Here is a 17,567-nt window from a genome sequence, read left to right on the forward strand (position 1 = left end):
CGGGGACCCGGATCACCGCCGGCCCGGATCGTCCGGGGCAGGGGACGACCCGGGGCGCACGAGCAGCCACGCTGAACGGATGGGCAGTGATCTCGGTCAGGGACTGACCAGTCTTTTCGTGGTCGTGCTGGTGGCAGCCGTGACGCCGATCATCGTGGGATTGTGGCGCAAGGCGCGGATCCCGCAGGTCGTGGTGCTCATTCTCGGCGGTGTGGTTGTCGGGCCAGAGGTGCTCGACTGGGCCGACCCGGACAGCATCGAACTGCTCGCGAACGTCGGGCTGGGGTTCTTGTTCCTGCTGGCGGGCTACGAGCTGGAGCTGGCGGTCTTCAAGCAGCGGGCCGGCAAACTCGCCATCGTCGGGTGGCTGGTCACGGTGGCGCTGGCCGGTGCGGTCGTCGGGGGCTTCGCCGCGCTGGGCGTCGTGGACGCGTTCGTACCGGTCGCGCTCGGTCTGACCACGACGGCGCTGGGCACACTGTTGCCGATCCTGCGGGACAACAACATGCTGCGCGGTTCCTTCGGCTCCTACGTCCTCGCGGCCGGGGCGGTCGGGGAGTTCCTGCCGGTCGTGGCGATCGCGATCTTCCTCGGGTCGCACGGCCGGTTCATCGGGCTGATCTCCCTCGTCGGGATGGGCGTCCTCGCGCTGCTGCTGAGTCTGGTCCCCCGGCTGGGTCGCGGTGGACGGATCGCCCGGATCCTGTCGGAGGGCGAGCACGCGACCTCGCAGACCACGCTGCGGTGGACCGTCGCGATGCTGCTGCTCCTGCTCGTCGTCGCCAACGACTTCGGCCTCGACGTCGTCCTCGGAGCCTTCGTGGCCGGCGTCGTACTGCGCCGGTGGGCGCCCGGGAACGTCGAGGCGCTCGATCACAAGCTCGACGCCGTCGGCTACGGCTTCTTCATCCCCATCTTCTTCGTCTCGTCCGGGATGGGCCTGGACGTGCGGTCCATCGTCGAAGCTCCGGCGCGGCTGTTCCTGTTCTTCCTTCTGCTCCTGGTCGTCCGCGGCCTTCCGACGCTGCTGATCTACCGGACCGCACTTCCCCGGACGAGACGGTTCGAACTCGTCTTCGTCGTGTCGACCGCCTTGCCGCTGCTCGTCGCCCTCAGCGAGATCGGACTCGAGACCGGTCACATGCTCCCGGAGAACGCCGCCGCCCTGGTGGGCGCCGGCGTCTTGTCGGTGCTGGTGTACCCCGCGATCGCGGTCGCCATCGATCGCCGGCTGATCCGCTCCCCCGACGTACTCGACGAGCCCCGGCCCTAGCCGGAAACGCCAGGGTCAGGATCGCCGGGGTCCGTGACCGGTCAGGTCACCGCCGCTCCGCCTTACCGCGCGCGGCCGGGACGTCCGTCACGGTGGTCCGCCCCTCGGCCCTCGCCTCATCCAGCGCTGCGTTGAGAGTGATGGCCGCGTCGATCAGCGCGAGGTGCGTGAACGCCTGCGGGAAGTTCCCGAGCTGTTCGCCGGTCGAACCGATCTCTTCGGAGTACAGGCCGACGTGGTTGGCGTAGGTGAGCATCTTCTCGAAGATGAGCCGGGCTTCCTCGAGCCGGCCGGCCCGGGCCAGCGCGTCGACGTAGTTGAAGGTGCAGAGCGAGAACGTCCCCTCGTCGCCGGCCAGCCCGTCCGGCGAAGCGGCCGGGTCGTAGCGATAGACGAGACTGTCGACCACGAGCCCGGCGTCCATCGCGTCCAGCGTGGACAGCCACATCGGGTCGGTGGGTGCGATGAAGCCGACCGTTGCCATCCGCAACAGTGACGAGTCGAGCACGGTGTCGTCGTAGTGCTGGACGAAGGCTCCGATCTTCTCGTTCCAGCCGCGTGCCATCACCTGGTTGTAGATCAGGTCCCGGCTCTCGGTCCAGCGCTCCACCGCCGCCGGCCGGCCGTGCTTCGCGGCCATCCGTATCGCCCGGTCGAGGGCGACCCAGCTCATCACCCGGCCATAGGTGAAGTCCTTCGGCCCGCCGCGCGTCTCCCAGATCCCCGCACCCGGCAGGTCCCAGTGGTCGGTCAGCCAGTCGGCGATGCCGCGCAACGCCATCCAACCGCGGTGGTCGAGCTCGATGCCGTGCTGGTCGGCGAAGTAGATGCTGTCCAGCGCCTCGCCGAAGATGTCCATCTGCCGTTGGTCCGAGGCGCCGTTGCCGATCCGTACCGGCCGGGAGCCTCGGTAGCCCTCCAGATGTTCGAGGGACTCCTCGATCAGGTCGGACGAACCGTCCACGCGGTACATGATGTTGAGTGGACCGCCCTCTCCCGTGGTCTCCTCCCGCACACGGTCCCGCAACCACTCGCAGAACTCGGCCGCCTCCTCGGTGAACCCCAGGCCGAGCAGTGCGTACACGGAGAACGACGCGTCCCGAACCCACGTGTAGCGGTAGTCCCAGTTGCGTTCACCGCCGACCTGTTCGGGCAACCCGGCCGTGGGTGCGGCAACGACCGCTCCGGTGGGCGCATAGGTCATCAGTTTGAGAGTGATCGCCGAGCGCTGCAGCATCTCCCGCCACCGGCCGGTGTACGTCGACTTGGACAGCCACTTGCGCCAGTACGTCGTGACGTCGTCGAACATCGCCGTGAACTCCGCGACCCCGATCTCTCGCGGTGGCCCGTCGGCCGCGGACTCCAGCACCAGTCCCCGGGACTGACCCGCTGTCATCGTGTAGTCGATGTGGAGATCGCCGCCGTCCACCCGGACCTGCGCCAGCCGCTCGTCACCCGGCTCACGGACCGCGTGCAACGTCAGACTCAGGTCGTCGGTCGAGAAAACGACCCCCTGCCCGACCAGCTTTGTCTCGTGCTCCGTACGGCCGTAGTCGAACCGGGGCACGATGTCCACCTCGAAGTCGATCCGCCCCCGTACGCATCGCATCACCCGCAGGATCCGGTGGTTCGCGGTGGGCTGCTTGCCGGCCGGCGGCATGAAGTCGACGACCTCGCCGACGCCGTCCGGGGTCATGAACCGGGTGATCAGGATGGCGGTGTCCGGGAAGTACAGCTGCCGGCTGGTGACGTCAGGACCGGTCGCCCGCGCCCGGAAGTAGCCGCCGCGTTCCTGGTCGAGCAGAGCGGCGAAGACGCTCGGCGAGTCGAACCGTGGACAGCAGAACCAGTCGATGGAGCCGTCGGTGGTCACCAGCGCGGCGGTCTGCAGATCGCCGATCAGTCCGTGTTCGGCGATGGGTGGGTAGTCGGCCATGAGGAGTCGTCTCCTGTTCGGTTGCGATAGAGATCGGCGCCGCCGGGCGCGACCTGCTGCATCGTGAAGGCTCGTTCGCGCCGGGTCTCCCGGCTGAAGGCGACCGCCCAGCTGAGCACCGCGCCGACGCGGTTGCGGTACCCGGTCAGGAAGGCGATGTGGATGCCGAGCCACGACAGCCAGCCGAGCTTGCCGCTGAGACGCACCCGGCCGACCTCGACGACCGCCTGACCGCGCGCGATGTAGGCCGCCGAGCCGAAGTCGCGGTACTTGAACGGCTTCGGTGGGTCCGTCTTGCCGTCCACCTCGTTCCGGATCCGTTTCGCCGCGTAGTAGCCGGTCTGCATCGCCACCTCGCCGACGCCGGGAAGGCGGTCGAGGCTCATCACGTCACCGACCACGGAGATCTCCGGATGGCCGGGCAGGGTCAGATCCGGCTGGACCTTGATCCGCCCGGCCCGGTCCTGCTCGACGCCGGTCGCCTTCGCCAGCACGTCGGCGACCGGCGGCGCCGCCACCCCGGCGGCCCACAGCACGGTTCCGGCCTGGTACGACGTACTCGCGCCGTCGGGTCCACGGACCACCAGCCCGTTCGCGTTCACGTCGGTGACGATCGATCCCAGATGCAGCTCGACACCGAGGCGTGTCAGCGTCGCGGCGGCCTTGCCGGACAGCTTCGGCCCGAACGGCGCGAGTGGCGCGTCGCCGCCGTCGAAGAGCAGCACCTTGGCCTCGGTGGGATCGACGTCGTGGAACTGCTTGCTCAGCGTCGAGGTGGCCACCTCGCGGATCTGCCCGGCCAGTTCGACACCGGTGGGACCGGCGCCGACCAGCGCGAAGGTGAGCCATCGCCGGCGTTCCTCAGGATCGGTGGCCGACTGTGCCATCTCGAAGGCACCGAAGACGCGGCGGCGGATCAGGAGTGCGTCCGCGAGCGTCTTCATCCCAGGTGCGAACCTGGCGAACTCGTCATGCCCGAAGTACGACTGCCGTACGCCGGCGGCCAGGATCAGGTCGTCGTACGGGAACTCGATGTCGCCTCCCGTCGGCCGCATCGCGTGCACGATGCGGGCCTCGACGTCGAAGCCGGTCACCTCGGCGAGCACGCAGTCGACGTTGCGGTGCTTGCGCAGGATCGCCCGCAGCGGCATGGCGATCTGGCCCTCGGACAGCACCCCGGTGGCGCATTGGTACAGCAGCGGCTGGAACAGGTGGTGGGTGGCGCGGTCGACGAGGGTGACCTGCACCGGTCGGCGCCGGAACGCACGGGCCGCGAACAGACCGGCGAAGCCGCCGCCCACGATCACCACCCGGCGAGGCTCCGCTGGATCCCGAGCGCCGCTGCTGGTCGGCTGTGTCATCGGCCGGCTCCTTCGATCATCCTGCCGGGTCGTGCCAGATCACGCCGTGCGGCAGCAGGGCGTCGGCCTCCTTCGGGCCCCAACTTCCCTTGGCGTACGGGACGACGGGCAGGTCACCACCGATCACCGGCTCGACCACCCGCCAGGCAGCCTCGACCGTCTCCTGCGAGGCGAACAGCGCCTGCCGGCCGAGGAGCGCTGCCCCGATCAGCCGGTCGTAGGGTCGCTGGTCGGATCCCGCCGCCTGGGAGAAGGTGAGGTGTTCGGGCTGCGCGGCCCAGCCGGCGCCGGGCTTCTTGCCGCACAGGGTGAGCCCGACCTCGCTCTCCGGCCAGATCCGGAACCGCAACTGGTTGGCGTCCGCGGCACCCTCGAGCTTGAACAGGTCCTGCGGTGGGCGGCGGAACCGGATGGCCACCTCGGTCGCGGTGACCGGCATGCACTTTCCGGCTCGGATCGCGATCGGTACGCCGGCCCAGCGCCAGGTGTCGAGGCCGAGCCGGACCGCGACGTAGCTCTCGGTCCGCGAGTGTGGATCGACGCCGGCGACGTCGAGGTAGCCGTCGTACTGCCCGAGCACCGTGTCTTCGGCGGTCAGCGGGTGTAGCGAGCCGATGACCGCGGCCTTCTGAGCCCGCCAAGCGGCGTCGGCGAGCTGGCTCGGCGGATCGGCGAGTACGCTCGCGAGCACCTGCAACATGTGGTTCTGCAGGACGTCGCGGATCGCACCGGTGCGGTCGTAGAAGCTGCCGCGGTCGGAGACGTCGAAGCTCTCCGCCATGGTGATCTGGATGCTCTCCACGTGGTCGCGGTTGAGCAGCGGTTCGATCACCGAGTTGGCGAAGCGGGCGAACAGCACGTTCTCCAGCGGGTCCAGGCCGAGCCAGTGGTCCACCCGGTAGATGGCGCTCTGGGGGAAGACCTCGCTCATCGTCGCGTTGAGCTGCTGTGCGCTCTTCAGGTCGGTGCCGAAGGGCTTCTCGACCATCACACGGGCCCCGTCGGCCTTGCCCGCCTTCGCGATGCCTTGGGCGATCCGGCCGAACAGCGGCGGCGGTACCTCGAGATAGAACAGCGCGTGACCGCCGGTGCCGACCTCGTCGGCCATCGCCGCGTACGTCGCGTCGTCGTCGAGATCGCCGTCGACGTACCGCAGCAGGCCGAGCATGCCGGCCGCCGCGGGACTGGCCGGGTCGATCCCGTTGGCTCGCAACGAAGCCGCGGCGTACTCGCGGAACTGATCGAGTCCCCAGCCACTCTTCGCCACCCCGACGATCGGGACGTCGAGCACCCCCCGGTCGACCAGCCCGACCAGGGCAGGGAAGGTCTCCAGCTTGGCAAGATCACCGGTCGCACCGAAGATCACCAGTGCGTCCATGTCGGCGGTTGGCATACGTACTCCAATCAGTCCGGACCGCGGGGCTCAGCGCAGCCGGTCGAGGATGTGGTCGCCGACCCGGAGCGCGTTCGCGATCGCGGTCAGCGAGGGATTCACCGCACCGATGCTCGGGAAGAAGCTGGTGTCGACGACGTACAGGTTGTCGAGGTCGTGGGCCTTGCAGTTCACGTCGAGCGCGGAACTCGCCGGGTCGTCGCCGAACCGCACGGTGCCGGCCTGGTGTGCGGTGGCGCCGATCGGCATTCCCTTGTGCAGGTAGATGCTGTGGTCGAGCAGCCGGTGCTCGTGCATCCCCAGGTCGCCGAGCATGCCCTGCAGCTTGTGCCTCAGCCGGTTGACGCCCTCGACGTTGTTCTTCTCGTCCAGGGCGAGCTGGATCGACCCGTCCTTGCGCACGGTGACCCGGTTGCCCGGCTGCGGAAGGTCCTCACCGCACAGCCAGATGTCGACCGCGTGGTGCGCGATCACCTCGAACGGCATGCCCGGCGAGACCTTGCCGGCCCAGCGCGGCGCACCGCTGCGGACCTGCTCGGTGTCGGACTTGCCCAGCATCTGCATCCCGCCGAGCGGGTAGTCCCAGTCGTCGGCACCCAGATACCAGTCGTTCATCGCCAGGGTCTTCTGGAACCGGGTCGGGTTCGGCTCCTTCGACACCGCCATCAGCGCGAGGTTGTTGTGCCGTAGGTAGTGGCGGCCGACGACGTCCGAGCTGTTCGCGAGACCGTTCGGATGACGGTCGTTGGCCGAGTTCAGCAGCAGTACGGCGGAATTGACCGCGCCGCAGGCGACGACCACGACGTCGGCACTGAACCGCTCGGTCGACCCGTCGACCTCCGTCACGACCTGCGAGACCGTTCGTCCCGTCGGGTCGGTCTCGAGGCGCACCACCTTGGCGTTCGTCAGCATCGACACGTTCTCGTGCTGCAACGCCGGGTCGACGCAGATCACCTGCGCGTCCGACTTCGCCTGGGCCAGACAGGGGAAGCCATCCACCCGGTCGCACCGGATGCAAACGCTGTCCCGGGTCGCCCGGCCGTGCTCGTCCTGGATGAGGTCGACGCCGATCGGCAGGTGGAACGGATGCAGTCCCTGCTTCTCCAGGTCGTCGTTCAACTGCTGGATCCGGGGCTCGTGCTCGACCGGCGGGAAGCGGTACTCCGCACTGGCCGGTCCCTCGCCGGGATCCTCGCCGTGGCGGCCGTGGACACGGTACAGATGCTCGGCCTCGGTGTAGTACGGCTCGAAGTCGTCGTACCTCACCGGCCAGGCCGGTGAGACGCCATCGTGGTGCTGCAACTCACCGAAGTCCTGCGGTCGCAACCGGAACAGTGCGGCGCCGTAGAACTTGGTGTTTCCACCCACGTAGTAGTTGGTCTCCGGGGGGAATTCGTGGCCGTGCTGGTCGTACCAGGACTCCGGCGCGCGGTACCGGGCCTGGACGAACACCGCCGAGGACGACCAGTTCTCGCGTTCTCGCGGCAGGTAGTCCCCCCGCTCGAGCAGGAGGACCCGCTTTCCGGACGGCGCCAGCCGATGGGCCAGCGTGCCGCCTCCCGCGCCGGTGCCGATGATGATCACGTCGAAGTGCTGATCGCCCGCCATACCGCTTGATCCTTCGACGGATGCGGACGAGATACCTCACCCCGGTGGGGTGAAGCCTCTATGCACTCAGCCGGTGACGGAACACGAAGTACGACCAGGCCTGGTAGAGCAGCACCAAGGGCAAGAACACCAGCGCGATCACGCTCATCACTGTGAGCGCGTAGTGGGCCGACGCGGAGTTGTCGACCGTGAGGCTGTACGCGGGGTTTGTGCTCGACACCAGGACCTGCGGGTAGAGCGCGGCGAACAGCCCCGCCACGGCAAGTGCCATCGCCGTCGCAGACAGCATGAACGCGGTGCGGTCACGTTCGCCGTACATCGCCCAGACGGAGCCGACCAGTGCTGCCGGGGCGATGGCAAGGGTCAGGATCGGCCCCCAGCCGTGGTCGGCGACGACGAGGGTCCAGACCGCGAAGACTGTGACCACCACGAAGCCCGCCCAGCCGACCCGGCCGGCGGTGCGGTGCGCTCGCAGGCGCAGCTCACCGGTGGTCCTGATGCCGACGAACGTCGCCCCGTTCACAAGGCACAACGTCACCAGCGTCAGTCCGGTCCACAGGCCGTACGGCGTGAAGAGATCCCAGAACGAGCCGGTGAACTCGCCGTCGGCGTTGATCGGGAGGCCCGCGATCAGGTCACCGAGCGCGATTCCGAGGACGAGCGGCGCCAGCAGGCTGCCGGTCGTCAGCGTGCCGCTCCACAACCGGCGCCAGCCGTGCGTGTCGACCTTGCCACGGAACTCGAAGGACACGCCACGCATGATCAGCGCCACCAGCAGCAGCAGGACCGCGAGGTAGCTCGCCGAGAACCAGCTGGCGTACCAGTCGGGGAAGGCGGCGAAGATCCCCGCACCGCCGACGACCAGCCAGACCTCGTTGCCGTCCCAGAACGGGCCGATGGTGTTGATCACCACCCGGCGCTCCCGATCGGTCCGGCCGAGCACCCGGTGCAGTACGCCGACGCCGAAGTCGAAACCCTCCAGCACGAAGAAACCGGTCCACAGGATCGCGATGATCACGAACCACAGCTCGGGTAGTCCCATGGCTGCCTCCCGGCTCGCTAGTAGGTGATCGCCGGCGTGCGGGGATCGCGGCCGGGCTCTTCCTCGGCATGGTCGAGTTCGAGGCCGCGCCGCGCGTAGCGCAGCATCAGGAACACGTAGGCGATGCCGAGCAGCAGGTAGACGACGACCAGCGCCGCCAGGCTGATCGCCAGCTCGGTCGTGCTGACCGAGGTGGACACGCCGTCCGCGGTCTTCATCAGTCCCTGGACGAGCCACGGCTGCCGACCGTTCTCCGTCAGCATCCAGCCGGCTGTGTTCATCAGAACCGGTGCAAGCACCGCCCAGGTCGCCACCGCGAGGAACAGTCGCGACTCCGTGAGTTTGCGGCGATACAGCAGCCAGGCTCCCCACAGGCCGACCAGCACCAGCAGGCTGCCGAGGTAGGCCATCACCCGCATCGACCAGTACTGCACGAACACGTTCGGTACATAGTTGCCTTCGCCGTACTGCTGGACGTCGGCCGCCTGCAACTCGTTGAGGCCCTCCACCTGGCCGTTCCACGTGCCGGTGGCGAGCACGGACAGCAGATGGGGTACCTCGAGCAGCTGTGTCGGGGTCTCGTCGTTCCTGCCGCCGCGGATCTGGAACAGCGAGAACGAGCACGGCTGACAGGTCTCCCACTGCGCCTCGGCGGCCGAGATCTTCATCGGCTGGTACTCCGCCTCCACCACACCGAGGTGGCTGCCCACCCCCAGCGCCAGGACCGAGACAGGGAGCAGCACGATGATCGCGAGCTTGGCCGAACCGCGGAAGAGCCCGCTGTTCTCGCGGCGGCGCAGTTGCCACGCGGACACTGCCAGCATCAGCACGGCTCCGGTCAGCAGCGAAGCCAGCAGCACGTGGATGTAGCCCCAGACGAACACCGGGTTCGTGAACAGGTCCCCGATCGAACTGAGCTCCGGCCGCCCGGTCTGGGCGTTGGTGGTGTAACCCACCGGGTGCTGCATCCACGAGTTCGCGGCCATGATGAACGCGGCCGAGAGCGAGGCCCCGACGGCGACCAGCCAGATCGTGGCGAGGTGGACCCGCCGGGGCAGCACGTTCCAGCCGAAGACCCACAACCCCACGAACGTCGACTCCAGGAAGAACGCCGCCAGTCCCTCCATCGCCAGCGGTGCACCGAACACATCGCCGACGAACCGCGAGTACGCCGACCAGTTCGTGCCGAACTGGAACTCCTGCACCAGCCCGGTGACCACCCCGACGGCGATGTTGATCAGCAACAGGTGACCGAAGAACCGGGTCAAGCGCTTGTGATCCTCCTTGCCCGATCGGTACCACTTGGTGTGCAGTACGGCGACCAGAAACGCCAGCCCGATCGTGATCGGAACGAAGACGAAGTGGTAGATGCTGGTCGTGGCGAACTGGATACGGGCCAGGTCGGTCGGGTCCATCGCAGACCTTTCCTCGGGCTGATCACCCTCGTCGGGAACGTCGTCGTTCCCCCAGGCTCATCCCTGACTCGCCGGCGGCGCATCATTCCGACCGGGTGAGATCTGCCTGTTCTCTGGCCCAGATCCGCGCGTACGTCCGGCCCGCCGCCACCAACTCAGAGTGGGTGCCCGACTCCACTACGCGACCCGCTTCCAGCAGCAGGACCCGATCGACGCTCTGCAGGCCACCCAACCGATGAGTGATGAGCAGCGTGGTGCGCCCGGGGGGCGCCGCCAGCAGGGTCGCGGTCAGCGCGTCCGCGGCCCGGGGGTCGAGATGCTCGGTCGGCTCGTCGAGGATCAGCACCGGAAAATCCGCCAGCAGGGCACGCGCGACGACGAGCCGCTGCCGCTGGCCGCCCGACAGGCGGGTGCCGTGCTCGCCGACTTCGGTGTCCAGACCGTGCGGCAGGCCGTCGACCCAGGTCAGCAGACCGACCTTTGCGAGCGCGGCCCGGAACTCGGCATCGGTGGCGTCCGGCCGGGCCAGCCGGAGGTTGTCGCCGATCGTGCGGTCGAAGACATGTGCGTCCTGCTCGGCCGAACCGACCACCCGGCGGAGCGCGTCCGGATCCAGGTCATCGAGACCGACCCCGTTCAGGGACGCCGTACCAGACTCGACGTCGAGGAAGCGCAGCAGGACGGCGGCCAGCGTGGACTTGCCTGCTCCGCTGGGTCCGACCACCGCGATCGTCTCGCCGGGAGCCAGATCCAGGTCGATCCCGTCCAGCGCAAGCTGTCCGGACGGGTAGCGGGCGTGCACACCACGGAGCCGGATCGTGTACGGCGCGGCCGGCAGCGGCACCGGATGCATCGGCTCGCGGACGGGAACCTCGACAGCCAGCAGGGCATCGACCCGTTCCTGGCAACGCCGTACCCGTTCGAAGATCGCGAAGGCCTGCGGGAGTCCGGAGGCCACCTCGAAGGCGGCCAGACAGACGAGGACGACGACAGTGAGCAGGACACCGGGCAGTCGACCGTTGTCGACAGCAACTATCCCGATCGCGAGCACACCCCACACGCACAGGCCGGCCAGCAGGGCGGTGAGCCCCGAGCCGGTCCCCGCGGTACGGGCGGCCGCCCGAGCGACCCTGGTCAGCCCGGCGTCGGCTCGATCGGCCTTGCGCAACTGGGCCTTCGCCGCACCGTAGGCGATGAGGTCGGGCGCACCCTGGACCAGGTCGACCACAGCAGTCGACAGCTCGCCTCGCGTCTCGGACTGGCGCGCCTCGGAGCGCCTCACCAACTGCCGGGCGAGGACTGGGACGGCGGTCGCGCAGAGCAGCGCGGCAACCAGGACAACCACGCCGGCGGCCGGTACCAGGGCCCCGACCAGGCCGACCGTCAGCCCGATGGAGGCGACGAAGACCACGTACGGCGAGACGACGCGCAACAGCAGATCCTGCAGTGAATCCACGTCGTCGACGAACCGGGCCAGCAGATCACCGCTGCGGAAACCCGGCAGGCCGGCCGGCGCGAGACGCTCGAGCCTGGCGTAGACCTTCATCCGTACGTCGGCCAGCACGCGGAACGCCGCATCGTGGCCGACCAGGCGCTCGGCGTACCTGAGCAACCCGCGACTGATCCCGAAGAATCTCACCCCGACGACAGCGAGTCCGAGCGCCGCCATGTTCGGCTGCTCGGAGGCGCGGGCGATCAGCCAGCCGGCGGTCGCCGCGAGACCGAGGCCGGCGGCGGCGCCACCCGCCCCGAGCAGACTGGCCGCGGCCAGCCGGGCCGTCACGCCGGACATCATCGGTAGTCCAACGCGGTCGCGCGTTCCAGCTGGATCTCCGTGTCCGCCACCGCGACCAGGCCCGGTCGGTGCGCGGCGATCAACGCCGTCCGGCCGACAGTCAGCCGGACGACCGCGGCGAGGACCGACGCCTCGGTCTCCCCGTCCAGGTTGGCCGTCGGCTCGTCGAGCAGGAGCAGCGGTGCGTCCATCAGGAACGCCCGCGCGAGCGCGACGCGCTGCTTCTCCCCCGCGGACAGGCCAGCACCGCGCTCGCCCAGCGGTGTCGCGAGGCCGAACGGCAGCCTGTTGATCGTTTGCCTGAGCCCGGCGTCGTCGACCGCTCGCAGTACGTCTTCCTCGGCAGCGTCCGGTCTGCCGAGCCTGATGTTGTCGGCCAGACTCGCGGCCAACAGGTAGGGCCGCTGCGGGACCCATGCCACGTTCTGGCGCCAGCGGTCGGGATCGAGCTGCGCCAGGTTCACCCCGCAGACGGTCACCTGCCCCGAGTCCACCCCGACGAAGCCCAGCAGTACGGCGATCAGCGTCGACTTGCCGCAACCACTCGGCCCGGTCAAGGCCACCACCTCCCCTGACCGGACGGACAGGCTGATCCGGTCGAGTGCGGGGCCGGTCCGATCCGGATAGCTCACGCACAGGTCGTTCACCCGGAGATCTACGGCCGGGTGGAACGGGAGCACGGCTCCGATATCCCCTGCCGGACGCGGGCTGTCCAGCACCGTGAACACCTGGTCCGCCGCCGCGGCACCGTCCGTGCCCGCGTGGAAGCTCGCACCGAGCGTGCGGAGCGGGAGGTAGGCCTCAGGAGCAAGGATGAGCACGAACAGGCCGGTCGAGAGGTCGAGACTGCCACTGACGAGCCTGATCCCGACAGCCACCGCGACGACCGCCACCGACAACGAAGCGAGCAACTCCAGCACGAGGGACGACAAGAACGCCACTCGCAGCGAACCCATCGTCTCCTGCCGGAAGTCGTCGGTCGCACGACGGACCAGGGCTGCCTGGGACCGCGACCGGCCGAACACCTTCAGCGTCGTCAGGCCGGCGATGCTGTCGAGGAAGTGGCCGCCCAGACGCTGAAGGACGACCAGACGCTTGACCGCCTGAGCCTTGGCACCGGCACCGACGACGGCCATCAGCAGCGGGATCAGGGGAACGGTGACGGCGACGATCGCCGCAGCCACGATGTCCTGTGTCACGGCCGCCGTGATGACCGCGGTGGGGACGATCACGGCCAGGATCAGCTGCGGCAGGTAGCGGGTGAAGTAGCCGTCAAGAGCATCGAGGCCCCGGGTGCCGAGCGTCTCGAGATCCGCGGTCCGATGCCGGGTGAGCCAGGCGGGCCCCAGGTCGACGATGTGCCGCAGCAAGGTCATCCGCAGCTCCGCCTTCGCCTGCGTGGCGGCCTGGTGTGCCATCAGCTCGGCCCACCAGGCGAGCCCGGCACGGGCGATCACGACGCCGAGCAAGGCCAGTAGCGGACCGCGCAACTCGGCAAGCCCCGCGCCGTCCTGGAAGGCCCTGGACAGAAGGCCCGCCAGCAGGAAGGCCTGTGCGACGACCAAGGCCGCGGTCGCGACCCCGAGAAAGGTGGACCGCAGCAGCAACGTCCTGACTGCCCGCGTCCGAGTGATCAGTCTCCGGTCAACGGCGGGCATCGGAGTCCTCGCCGAGTCGCGCGGCGCCAAGGCCCTGCCGGTCACTCATCCGTGCCAGCGCCCGCTGGAACGGATCGGCGAACGCCGTGTCGGTCGCGCGATCCAGGGCCTCGAGCTGCGATTGCACGGCTTCGCGGCGTGCCGGGAGGACTCCGGCCCGCAGTTCCTCGAGCATGGCGCGCAACCGGCGGCAGATCTGCGGCGAGAACGCGCCGTACTGGCGGATCTCGGTCACTCCGAGCTCCAGGTATTCCGCCCATCCGCGGGTCCGCAGGACCAGGCGGACCTGGCCGTTGGTGTCGAGCGCGATCCCCCGGAAGGCGCGGTCGGAGGCGCCGATCCCGAGCAGCAGGGCGCCGATGTAGTTGAGCACCTGCGTCGCGGTGGTGGGGTCGTTGACCGCCGGAGACAACGCCCGGATGGCGATGTCGACCAGGATGCGCAACGCGAACGCCGGGTCCTGGTCGATCGTGCGCTCGCGCCCCAGCGAGACCATCCTGGCCAGCCGCCGCAGGTCGGCCTCGCCGGCCGCCGGGCCGTGAACCTCCATCATGGCGCTGCCCGCGATGACGAAGTCACCGATCGTGTGCGGGATGACGACGAGCTGGTCCCGGGCCGCCGCGAACCGGACGATGCCGGCGATGTCGATGTCCTGGATAGCGCCCGACCGAGGGGCCGGCACCCTGGAGCTCGCCGCCCCCCGCCGGTCCGCCTGATCGCCGGAACGGGTGTCCGCGACGAGGCCGTCGTCCTCGGCCTCGATCGCAAGCCCGGCCTGTGCCATCGCCGCCGCGACGGCGACCGGCCGCAGCGCGTGCACGAACCGGTCGAAGTACAGCAGCAGCAGGATCAGATCGATCCCGACGGCCAGCCCGACCAGGCTGATGCCCAGATCGGGCACGGAGTCGGACTCCACCTGGCGCAGCAGTGCGAAGGCGAAGGTGAACGTGGCCGTGAACGCCGCGAGCACGAACTTCTGCAGCCGGTCCCGGTACCACAGCCGCATGAACCGTGGCGACAGCGTGCCGGTCGCCATCTGGACGACCAGCACGCCGATCGTGACCACGAAGCCGATCAGCCCGACCATCGCGGCCGCGGCGGACGACAACACGTTGCTCGCGGTGCTCTCGGAGTACGACCACTCCGGCGGCAACGAGATCCGGCCCTCGAGCCGGAGGTCGGCCCCGGCCAGCACCACGCCCAACAGGCCGCCGAGGAGTGGCACGACCCACAGGCTCTGCCGGACGTACTGGTGTGCCCGGAATCCGGCTGCCCAGAACCTCACGGTCATGCCGGTCAGTGATGGAACCCGGCCGGCTCCTTCTCCTGCGGCATCGGCGCCACCAGCCCGTCGAGCCACTCGACCGCGACCCGCACATCGCGCAGGAACAGGTCGGCCATGTCGTGGCTGAATCCGTTCCGCACGACCACCCGCAGGACGACCAGATCCTCCCGATTCGGCGGCATCGTGTACGCCGGCACCAGCCAGCCCCGCTCGCGCAGCTTCCGCGAAACGTCGTACGCCGTGTACTTCGTGATGCCGTCGGCCATCCGGAACGCGAACACCGGCAGGTCCCGTCCATCCGAGACCAGCTCGAACTCGGGCATCTCCTTGATCGCCTCGCTGAGGTGTACGGCGACGTCCTGGCAGGTCTGCTGGATCCGCTGGTAGCCGTCGCGGCCGAGTCGCAGGAACTGGAAGTACTGCAGCAGCACCTGCGCGCCGGGCCGGGAGAAGTTCAGCGCGAAGGTCGGCATGTCCCCGCCGAGGTAGTTCACCTTGAAGACGAGTTCCTCGGGCAGGTTCACGGTGTGCCGCCACAGCACCCAGCCGACGCCCGGATAGACGAGCCCGTACTTGTGACCGGATGCCTGGATCGACGCCACTCGCGGCAGCCGGAAGTCCCACACCAGGTCAGGCTGCAGGAAGGGAGCGACGAACCCACCTGACGCCGCGTCGACGTGCACCGGCACGGACAGCCCCGTTCGCTCCTCGAGGTCGTCCAGCGCCGCGCAGATCTCGGCGACCGGCTCGTAGCTGCCTTCCATCGTCGATCCGAGGATGGCGACCACACCGATGGTGTTCTCGTCCACGAACTTGAGGGCCCGGTCGGCGGTCAGGTAGAGGTTGTCGCCCTCCAGCGGGACGTACCTCGGCTCGACATCCCAGTATTCGGCGAACTTCTCCCACACGACCTGCACGTTCTGGCCCATCACGAGGTTGGGCCGGTCGAAGGGCTTACCCGCGGCGCGACGGGCGTGCTGCCAGCGCCGCTTGAGTGCGAGGCCGCCGAGCATGCAGCCCTCGGAACTGCCGGTCGTCGATGTCCCGATCGCGTCGGCTGTGTCCGGCGCGTTCCACAGGTCGGCGAGCATCCTCACGCACCGGCTCTCGATCTCCGCCGTCTGCGGGTACTCGTCCTTGTCGACCATGTTCTTGTCGACGGTCTCGGCGTACAGCCGGTCCGCCTCGTCGTCCATCCACGTGGTCACGAACGTTGCCAGGTTGAACCGGGCGTTGCCGTCCAGCATGACCTCGTCCCGGACGATCCCGTACGCCGACTGAGGCAGCATCTCCTGATCCGGCATCCGGTCCTTCGGGACCGACACCACGGTGTCCCTGGTGAATCGCGGTAGGACGGTCAGATCGCTGGCCGCCCGTTTCGTGGTGCTGCTGATGCCAGTCATCGCCGATCACCCCTCGGTCGCGGCGACACGACTTGCCGCCACCATCCATCCCACACCCGGGCGTCCGGGACGTCCTCACCCGCTCCGCATGAGGCACACGCCGTACGCCGGGGCTGCGCTCAGAGCGAGCGGACCCAGTTGGCCAGCAGCGCGGCGCCGGCATCGCCGGACTTCTCGGGGTGGAACTGGGTGGCCGCGAGCGGGCCGTTCTCGACCGCGGCGACGAACCGGTCGCCGCCGTACGACGTCCAGGTCACGAGCGGGGCCACCGACTCGCGGGCGTCGGTCAACTGCCACTCGCGGACGCCGTACGAGTGGACGAAGTAGAAGCGTTCCTTCTCGATGCCGTCGAAGAGCGCAGTGCCGGCAGGCACGTCGACTGTGTTCCACCCCATGTGCGGGACCGGCTCGTCGTGCTGGGGCTTCAACCGCTCGACCGTGCCGGGCCACTGCTCGCAGCCCTCGGTCTCGACGCCGTGCTCGATGCCGCGGGCGAAGAGGATCTGCATGCCGACACAGATCCCGAGCACCGGGCGCCCGCCCGTCAGCCGACGGTCGACCACGACGTCACCGCGAACGGACTTGAGCCCGGTCATGCAGGCCTCGAACGCCCCGACGCCCGGGACGAGCAGGCCGTCCGCGTTCAGCGCCTCGTCGAAGTCGGAAGTGACTGTCACGTCCGCGCCGACGCGCTGCAGGGCCCTCTCCCCCGACCGGATATTGCCCGATCCGTAGTCGAGAAGCACGACCTTCTTGCTCACAGAGCGCCCTTGGTCGACGGAATGCCCGGCTGCCGCGGGTCGAGCTCGGCGGCCGCGCGCAGCGCCCGGGCGAAGGCCTTGAACTGGGCCTCGACGACGTGGTGCGGGTCGCGGCCGGACAGCACCCGGATGTGGATGCAGATCGCGGCGTTGAACGCGAGCGTCTCGAACACGTGCTGGGTCAGCGAACCGGCGTAGTCGCCGCCGATGATCGCGTACACCTGACCGTCGGGCTCACCGGTGTGGACGCAGTACGGCCGGCCGGACAGATCGACCGTGCAGTGCACCAGCGCCTCGTCCAGGGGCACGGTCGCGTCGCCGAAGCGGCGGATGCCGCGCTTGTCCCCGAGAGCTTCACGAAGCGCCTGGCCGATGCCGATCGCGGTGTCCTCGACCGTGTGGTGCGCGTCGATCTCGAGGTCGCCGACCGTGTTCACGTGCAGGTCGAGCAGCGCGTGCTTGGCCAGCGCGTTGAGCATGTGGTCGTAGAACCCAACCCCTGTTGAGATCTCGGCCCGCCCCTCGCCGTCGATGTTCAGCTCGACCAGGACCTTGGACTCGCTGGTCTCCCGATCGATCCGCGCTGTGCGGCTCATGCACGTCCTCGCTTCGCTGCGGGCGCGCATTCCCCGCATTG

General features: G+C 69.0%; 13 protein-coding genes. 1 reads left to right on the plus strand and 12 read right to left on the minus strand.

Annotated elements, in window-relative coordinates; translation table 11 throughout:
• The first annotated feature begins 79 nt into the window (after positions 1-79).
• Positions 80-1,273: a cation:proton antiporter gene (locus AB0I34_RS25550; protein WP_360449362.1), complete on the plus strand. Its 1,194-nt coding sequence runs from the start codon at positions 80-82 to the stop codon at positions 1,271-1,273.
• Between the two features lie 46 nt (positions 1,274-1,319).
• Here the strand turns inward: AB0I34_RS25550 and AB0I34_RS25555 are convergent, their stop codons facing one another.
• The 12 genes from AB0I34_RS25555 to hisB all read right to left on the minus strand — a co-directional run bounded on the left by AB0I34_RS25555 (position 1,320) and on the right by hisB (position 17,526).
• Entirely contained in the window at positions 1,320-3,209 is a 1,890-nt protein-coding gene (locus AB0I34_RS25555; protein WP_360449364.1) for a glycoside hydrolase family 15 protein, read from the minus strand.
• On the minus strand, positions 3,173-4,570 hold the full coding sequence (locus AB0I34_RS25560; RefSeq protein ID WP_360449367.1) for an NAD(P)/FAD-dependent oxidoreductase: 1,398 nt from the start codon (positions 4,568-4,570) through the stop codon (positions 3,173-3,175). Before AB0I34_RS25560 ends, AB0I34_RS25555 begins: the two co-directional genes overlap by 37 nt.
• Positions 4,571-4,586: 16 nt before the next feature.
• On the minus strand, positions 4,587-5,963 hold the full coding sequence (zwf, locus tag AB0I34_RS25565; protein ID WP_360449369.1) for a glucose-6-phosphate dehydrogenase: 1,377 nt from the start codon (positions 5,961-5,963) through the stop codon (positions 4,587-4,589).
• A 30-nt stretch (positions 5,964-5,993) separates the two neighbouring features.
• Positions 5,994-7,571 (minus strand): GMC family oxidoreductase, encoded by a 1,578-nt coding sequence (locus AB0I34_RS25570; RefSeq protein ID WP_360449372.1) that lies wholly within the window; start codon positions 7,569-7,571, stop codon positions 5,994-5,996.
• Positions 7,572-7,629: 58 nt separating this feature from the next.
• Complete coding sequence (cydB, locus tag AB0I34_RS25575) at positions 7,630-8,613, minus strand: cytochrome d ubiquinol oxidase subunit II (protein ID WP_360449375.1); 984 nt, start codon at positions 8,611-8,613, stop codon at positions 7,630-7,632.
• 17 nt (positions 8,614-8,630) lie between these two features.
• The gene (locus tag AB0I34_RS25580; RefSeq protein ID WP_360449377.1) at positions 8,631-10,028 is read right to left on the minus strand and encodes a cytochrome ubiquinol oxidase subunit I; all 1,398 of its coding nucleotides are present in this window, start codon (positions 10,026-10,028) and stop codon (positions 8,631-8,633) included.
• 82 nt (positions 10,029-10,110) lie between these two features.
• A complete protein-coding gene (gene cydC, locus AB0I34_RS25585; protein WP_360449380.1) occupies positions 10,111-11,820 on the minus strand; it encodes a thiol reductant ABC exporter subunit CydC in 1,710 nt (569 codons plus the stop codon).
• The gene (gene cydD / locus AB0I34_RS25590) at positions 11,820-13,481 is read right to left on the minus strand and encodes a thiol reductant ABC exporter subunit CydD (RefSeq protein ID WP_360449382.1); all 1,662 of its coding nucleotides are present in this window, start codon (positions 13,479-13,481) and stop codon (positions 11,820-11,822) included. Before cydD ends, cydC begins: the two co-directional genes overlap by 1 nt.
• The gene (locus AB0I34_RS25595; protein WP_360449385.1) at positions 13,468-14,772 is read right to left on the minus strand and encodes a DUF2254 family protein; all 1,305 of its coding nucleotides are present in this window, start codon (positions 14,770-14,772) and stop codon (positions 13,468-13,470) included. Before AB0I34_RS25595 ends, cydD begins: the two co-directional genes overlap by 14 nt.
• Before the next feature lie 5 nt (positions 14,773-14,777).
• On the minus strand, positions 14,778-16,169 hold the full coding sequence (locus AB0I34_RS25600; RefSeq protein ID WP_360449387.1) for a glutamate decarboxylase: 1,392 nt from the start codon (positions 16,167-16,169) through the stop codon (positions 14,778-14,780).
• Between the two features lie 119 nt (positions 16,170-16,288).
• On the minus strand, positions 16,289-16,930 hold the full coding sequence (gene hisH, locus AB0I34_RS25605; RefSeq protein WP_360449389.1) for an imidazole glycerol phosphate synthase subunit HisH: 642 nt from the start codon (positions 16,928-16,930) through the stop codon (positions 16,289-16,291).
• Positions 16,927-17,526, minus strand: coding sequence for an imidazoleglycerol-phosphate dehydratase HisB (hisB, locus tag AB0I34_RS25610; protein ID WP_360449392.1), 600 nt, complete (start codon positions 17,524-17,526; stop codon positions 16,927-16,929). The genes hisH and hisB overlap by 4 nt, the downstream gene beginning before the upstream one ends.
• Between the last annotated feature and the right edge of the window lie 41 nt (positions 17,527-17,567).

It is taken from the genome of Kribbella sp. NPDC050281 (genome assembly GCF_040655855.1).
Classification (GTDB): Bacteria; Actinomycetota; Actinomycetes; order Propionibacteriales; family Kribbellaceae; genus Kribbella.

What these genes read in the sequence shown, in the direction of transcription:
- AB0I34_RS25560 (WP_360449367.1), bottom strand. Translation starts at nt 4,570, where the DNA reads ATGACACAGCCGACCAGCAGCGGCGCTCGGGATCCAGCGGAGCCTCGC.
- cydB (WP_360449375.1), bottom strand. Translation starts at nt 8,613, where the DNA reads ATGGGACTACCCGAGCTGTGGTTCGTGATCATCGCGATCCTGTGGACC.
- cydD (WP_360449382.1), bottom strand. Translation starts at nt 13,481, where the DNA reads ATGCCCGCCGTTGACCGGAGACTGATCACTCGGACGCGGGCAGTCAGG.
- cydC (WP_360449380.1), bottom strand. Translation starts at nt 11,820, where the DNA reads ATGTCCGGCGTGACGGCCCGGCTGGCCGCGGCCAGTCTGCTCGGGGCG.
- AB0I34_RS25570 (WP_360449372.1), bottom strand. Translation starts at nt 7,571, where the DNA reads ATGGCGGGCGATCAGCACTTCGACGTGATCATCATCGGCACCGGCGCG.
- AB0I34_RS25600 (WP_360449387.1), bottom strand. Translation starts at nt 16,169, where the DNA reads ATGACTGGCATCAGCAGCACCACGAAACGGGCGGCCAGCGATCTGACC.
- AB0I34_RS25550 (WP_360449362.1), top strand. Translation starts at nt 80, where the DNA reads ATGGGCAGTGATCTCGGTCAGGGACTGACCAGTCTTTTCGTGGTCGTG.
- hisB (WP_360449392.1), bottom strand. Translation starts at nt 17,526, where the DNA reads ATGAGCCGCACAGCGCGGATCGATCGGGAGACCAGCGAGTCCAAGGTC.
- AB0I34_RS25580 (WP_360449377.1), bottom strand. Translation starts at nt 10,028, where the DNA reads ATGGACCCGACCGACCTGGCCCGTATCCAGTTCGCCACGACCAGCATC.
- AB0I34_RS25555 (WP_360449364.1), bottom strand. Translation starts at nt 3,209, where the DNA reads ATGGCCGACTACCCACCCATCGCCGAACACGGACTGATCGGCGATCTG.
- AB0I34_RS25595 (WP_360449385.1), bottom strand. Translation starts at nt 14,772, where the DNA reads ATGACCGTGAGGTTCTGGGCAGCCGGATTCCGGGCACACCAGTACGTC.
- zwf (WP_360449369.1), bottom strand. Translation starts at nt 5,963, where the DNA reads ATGCCAACCGCCGACATGGACGCACTGGTGATCTTCGGTGCGACCGGT.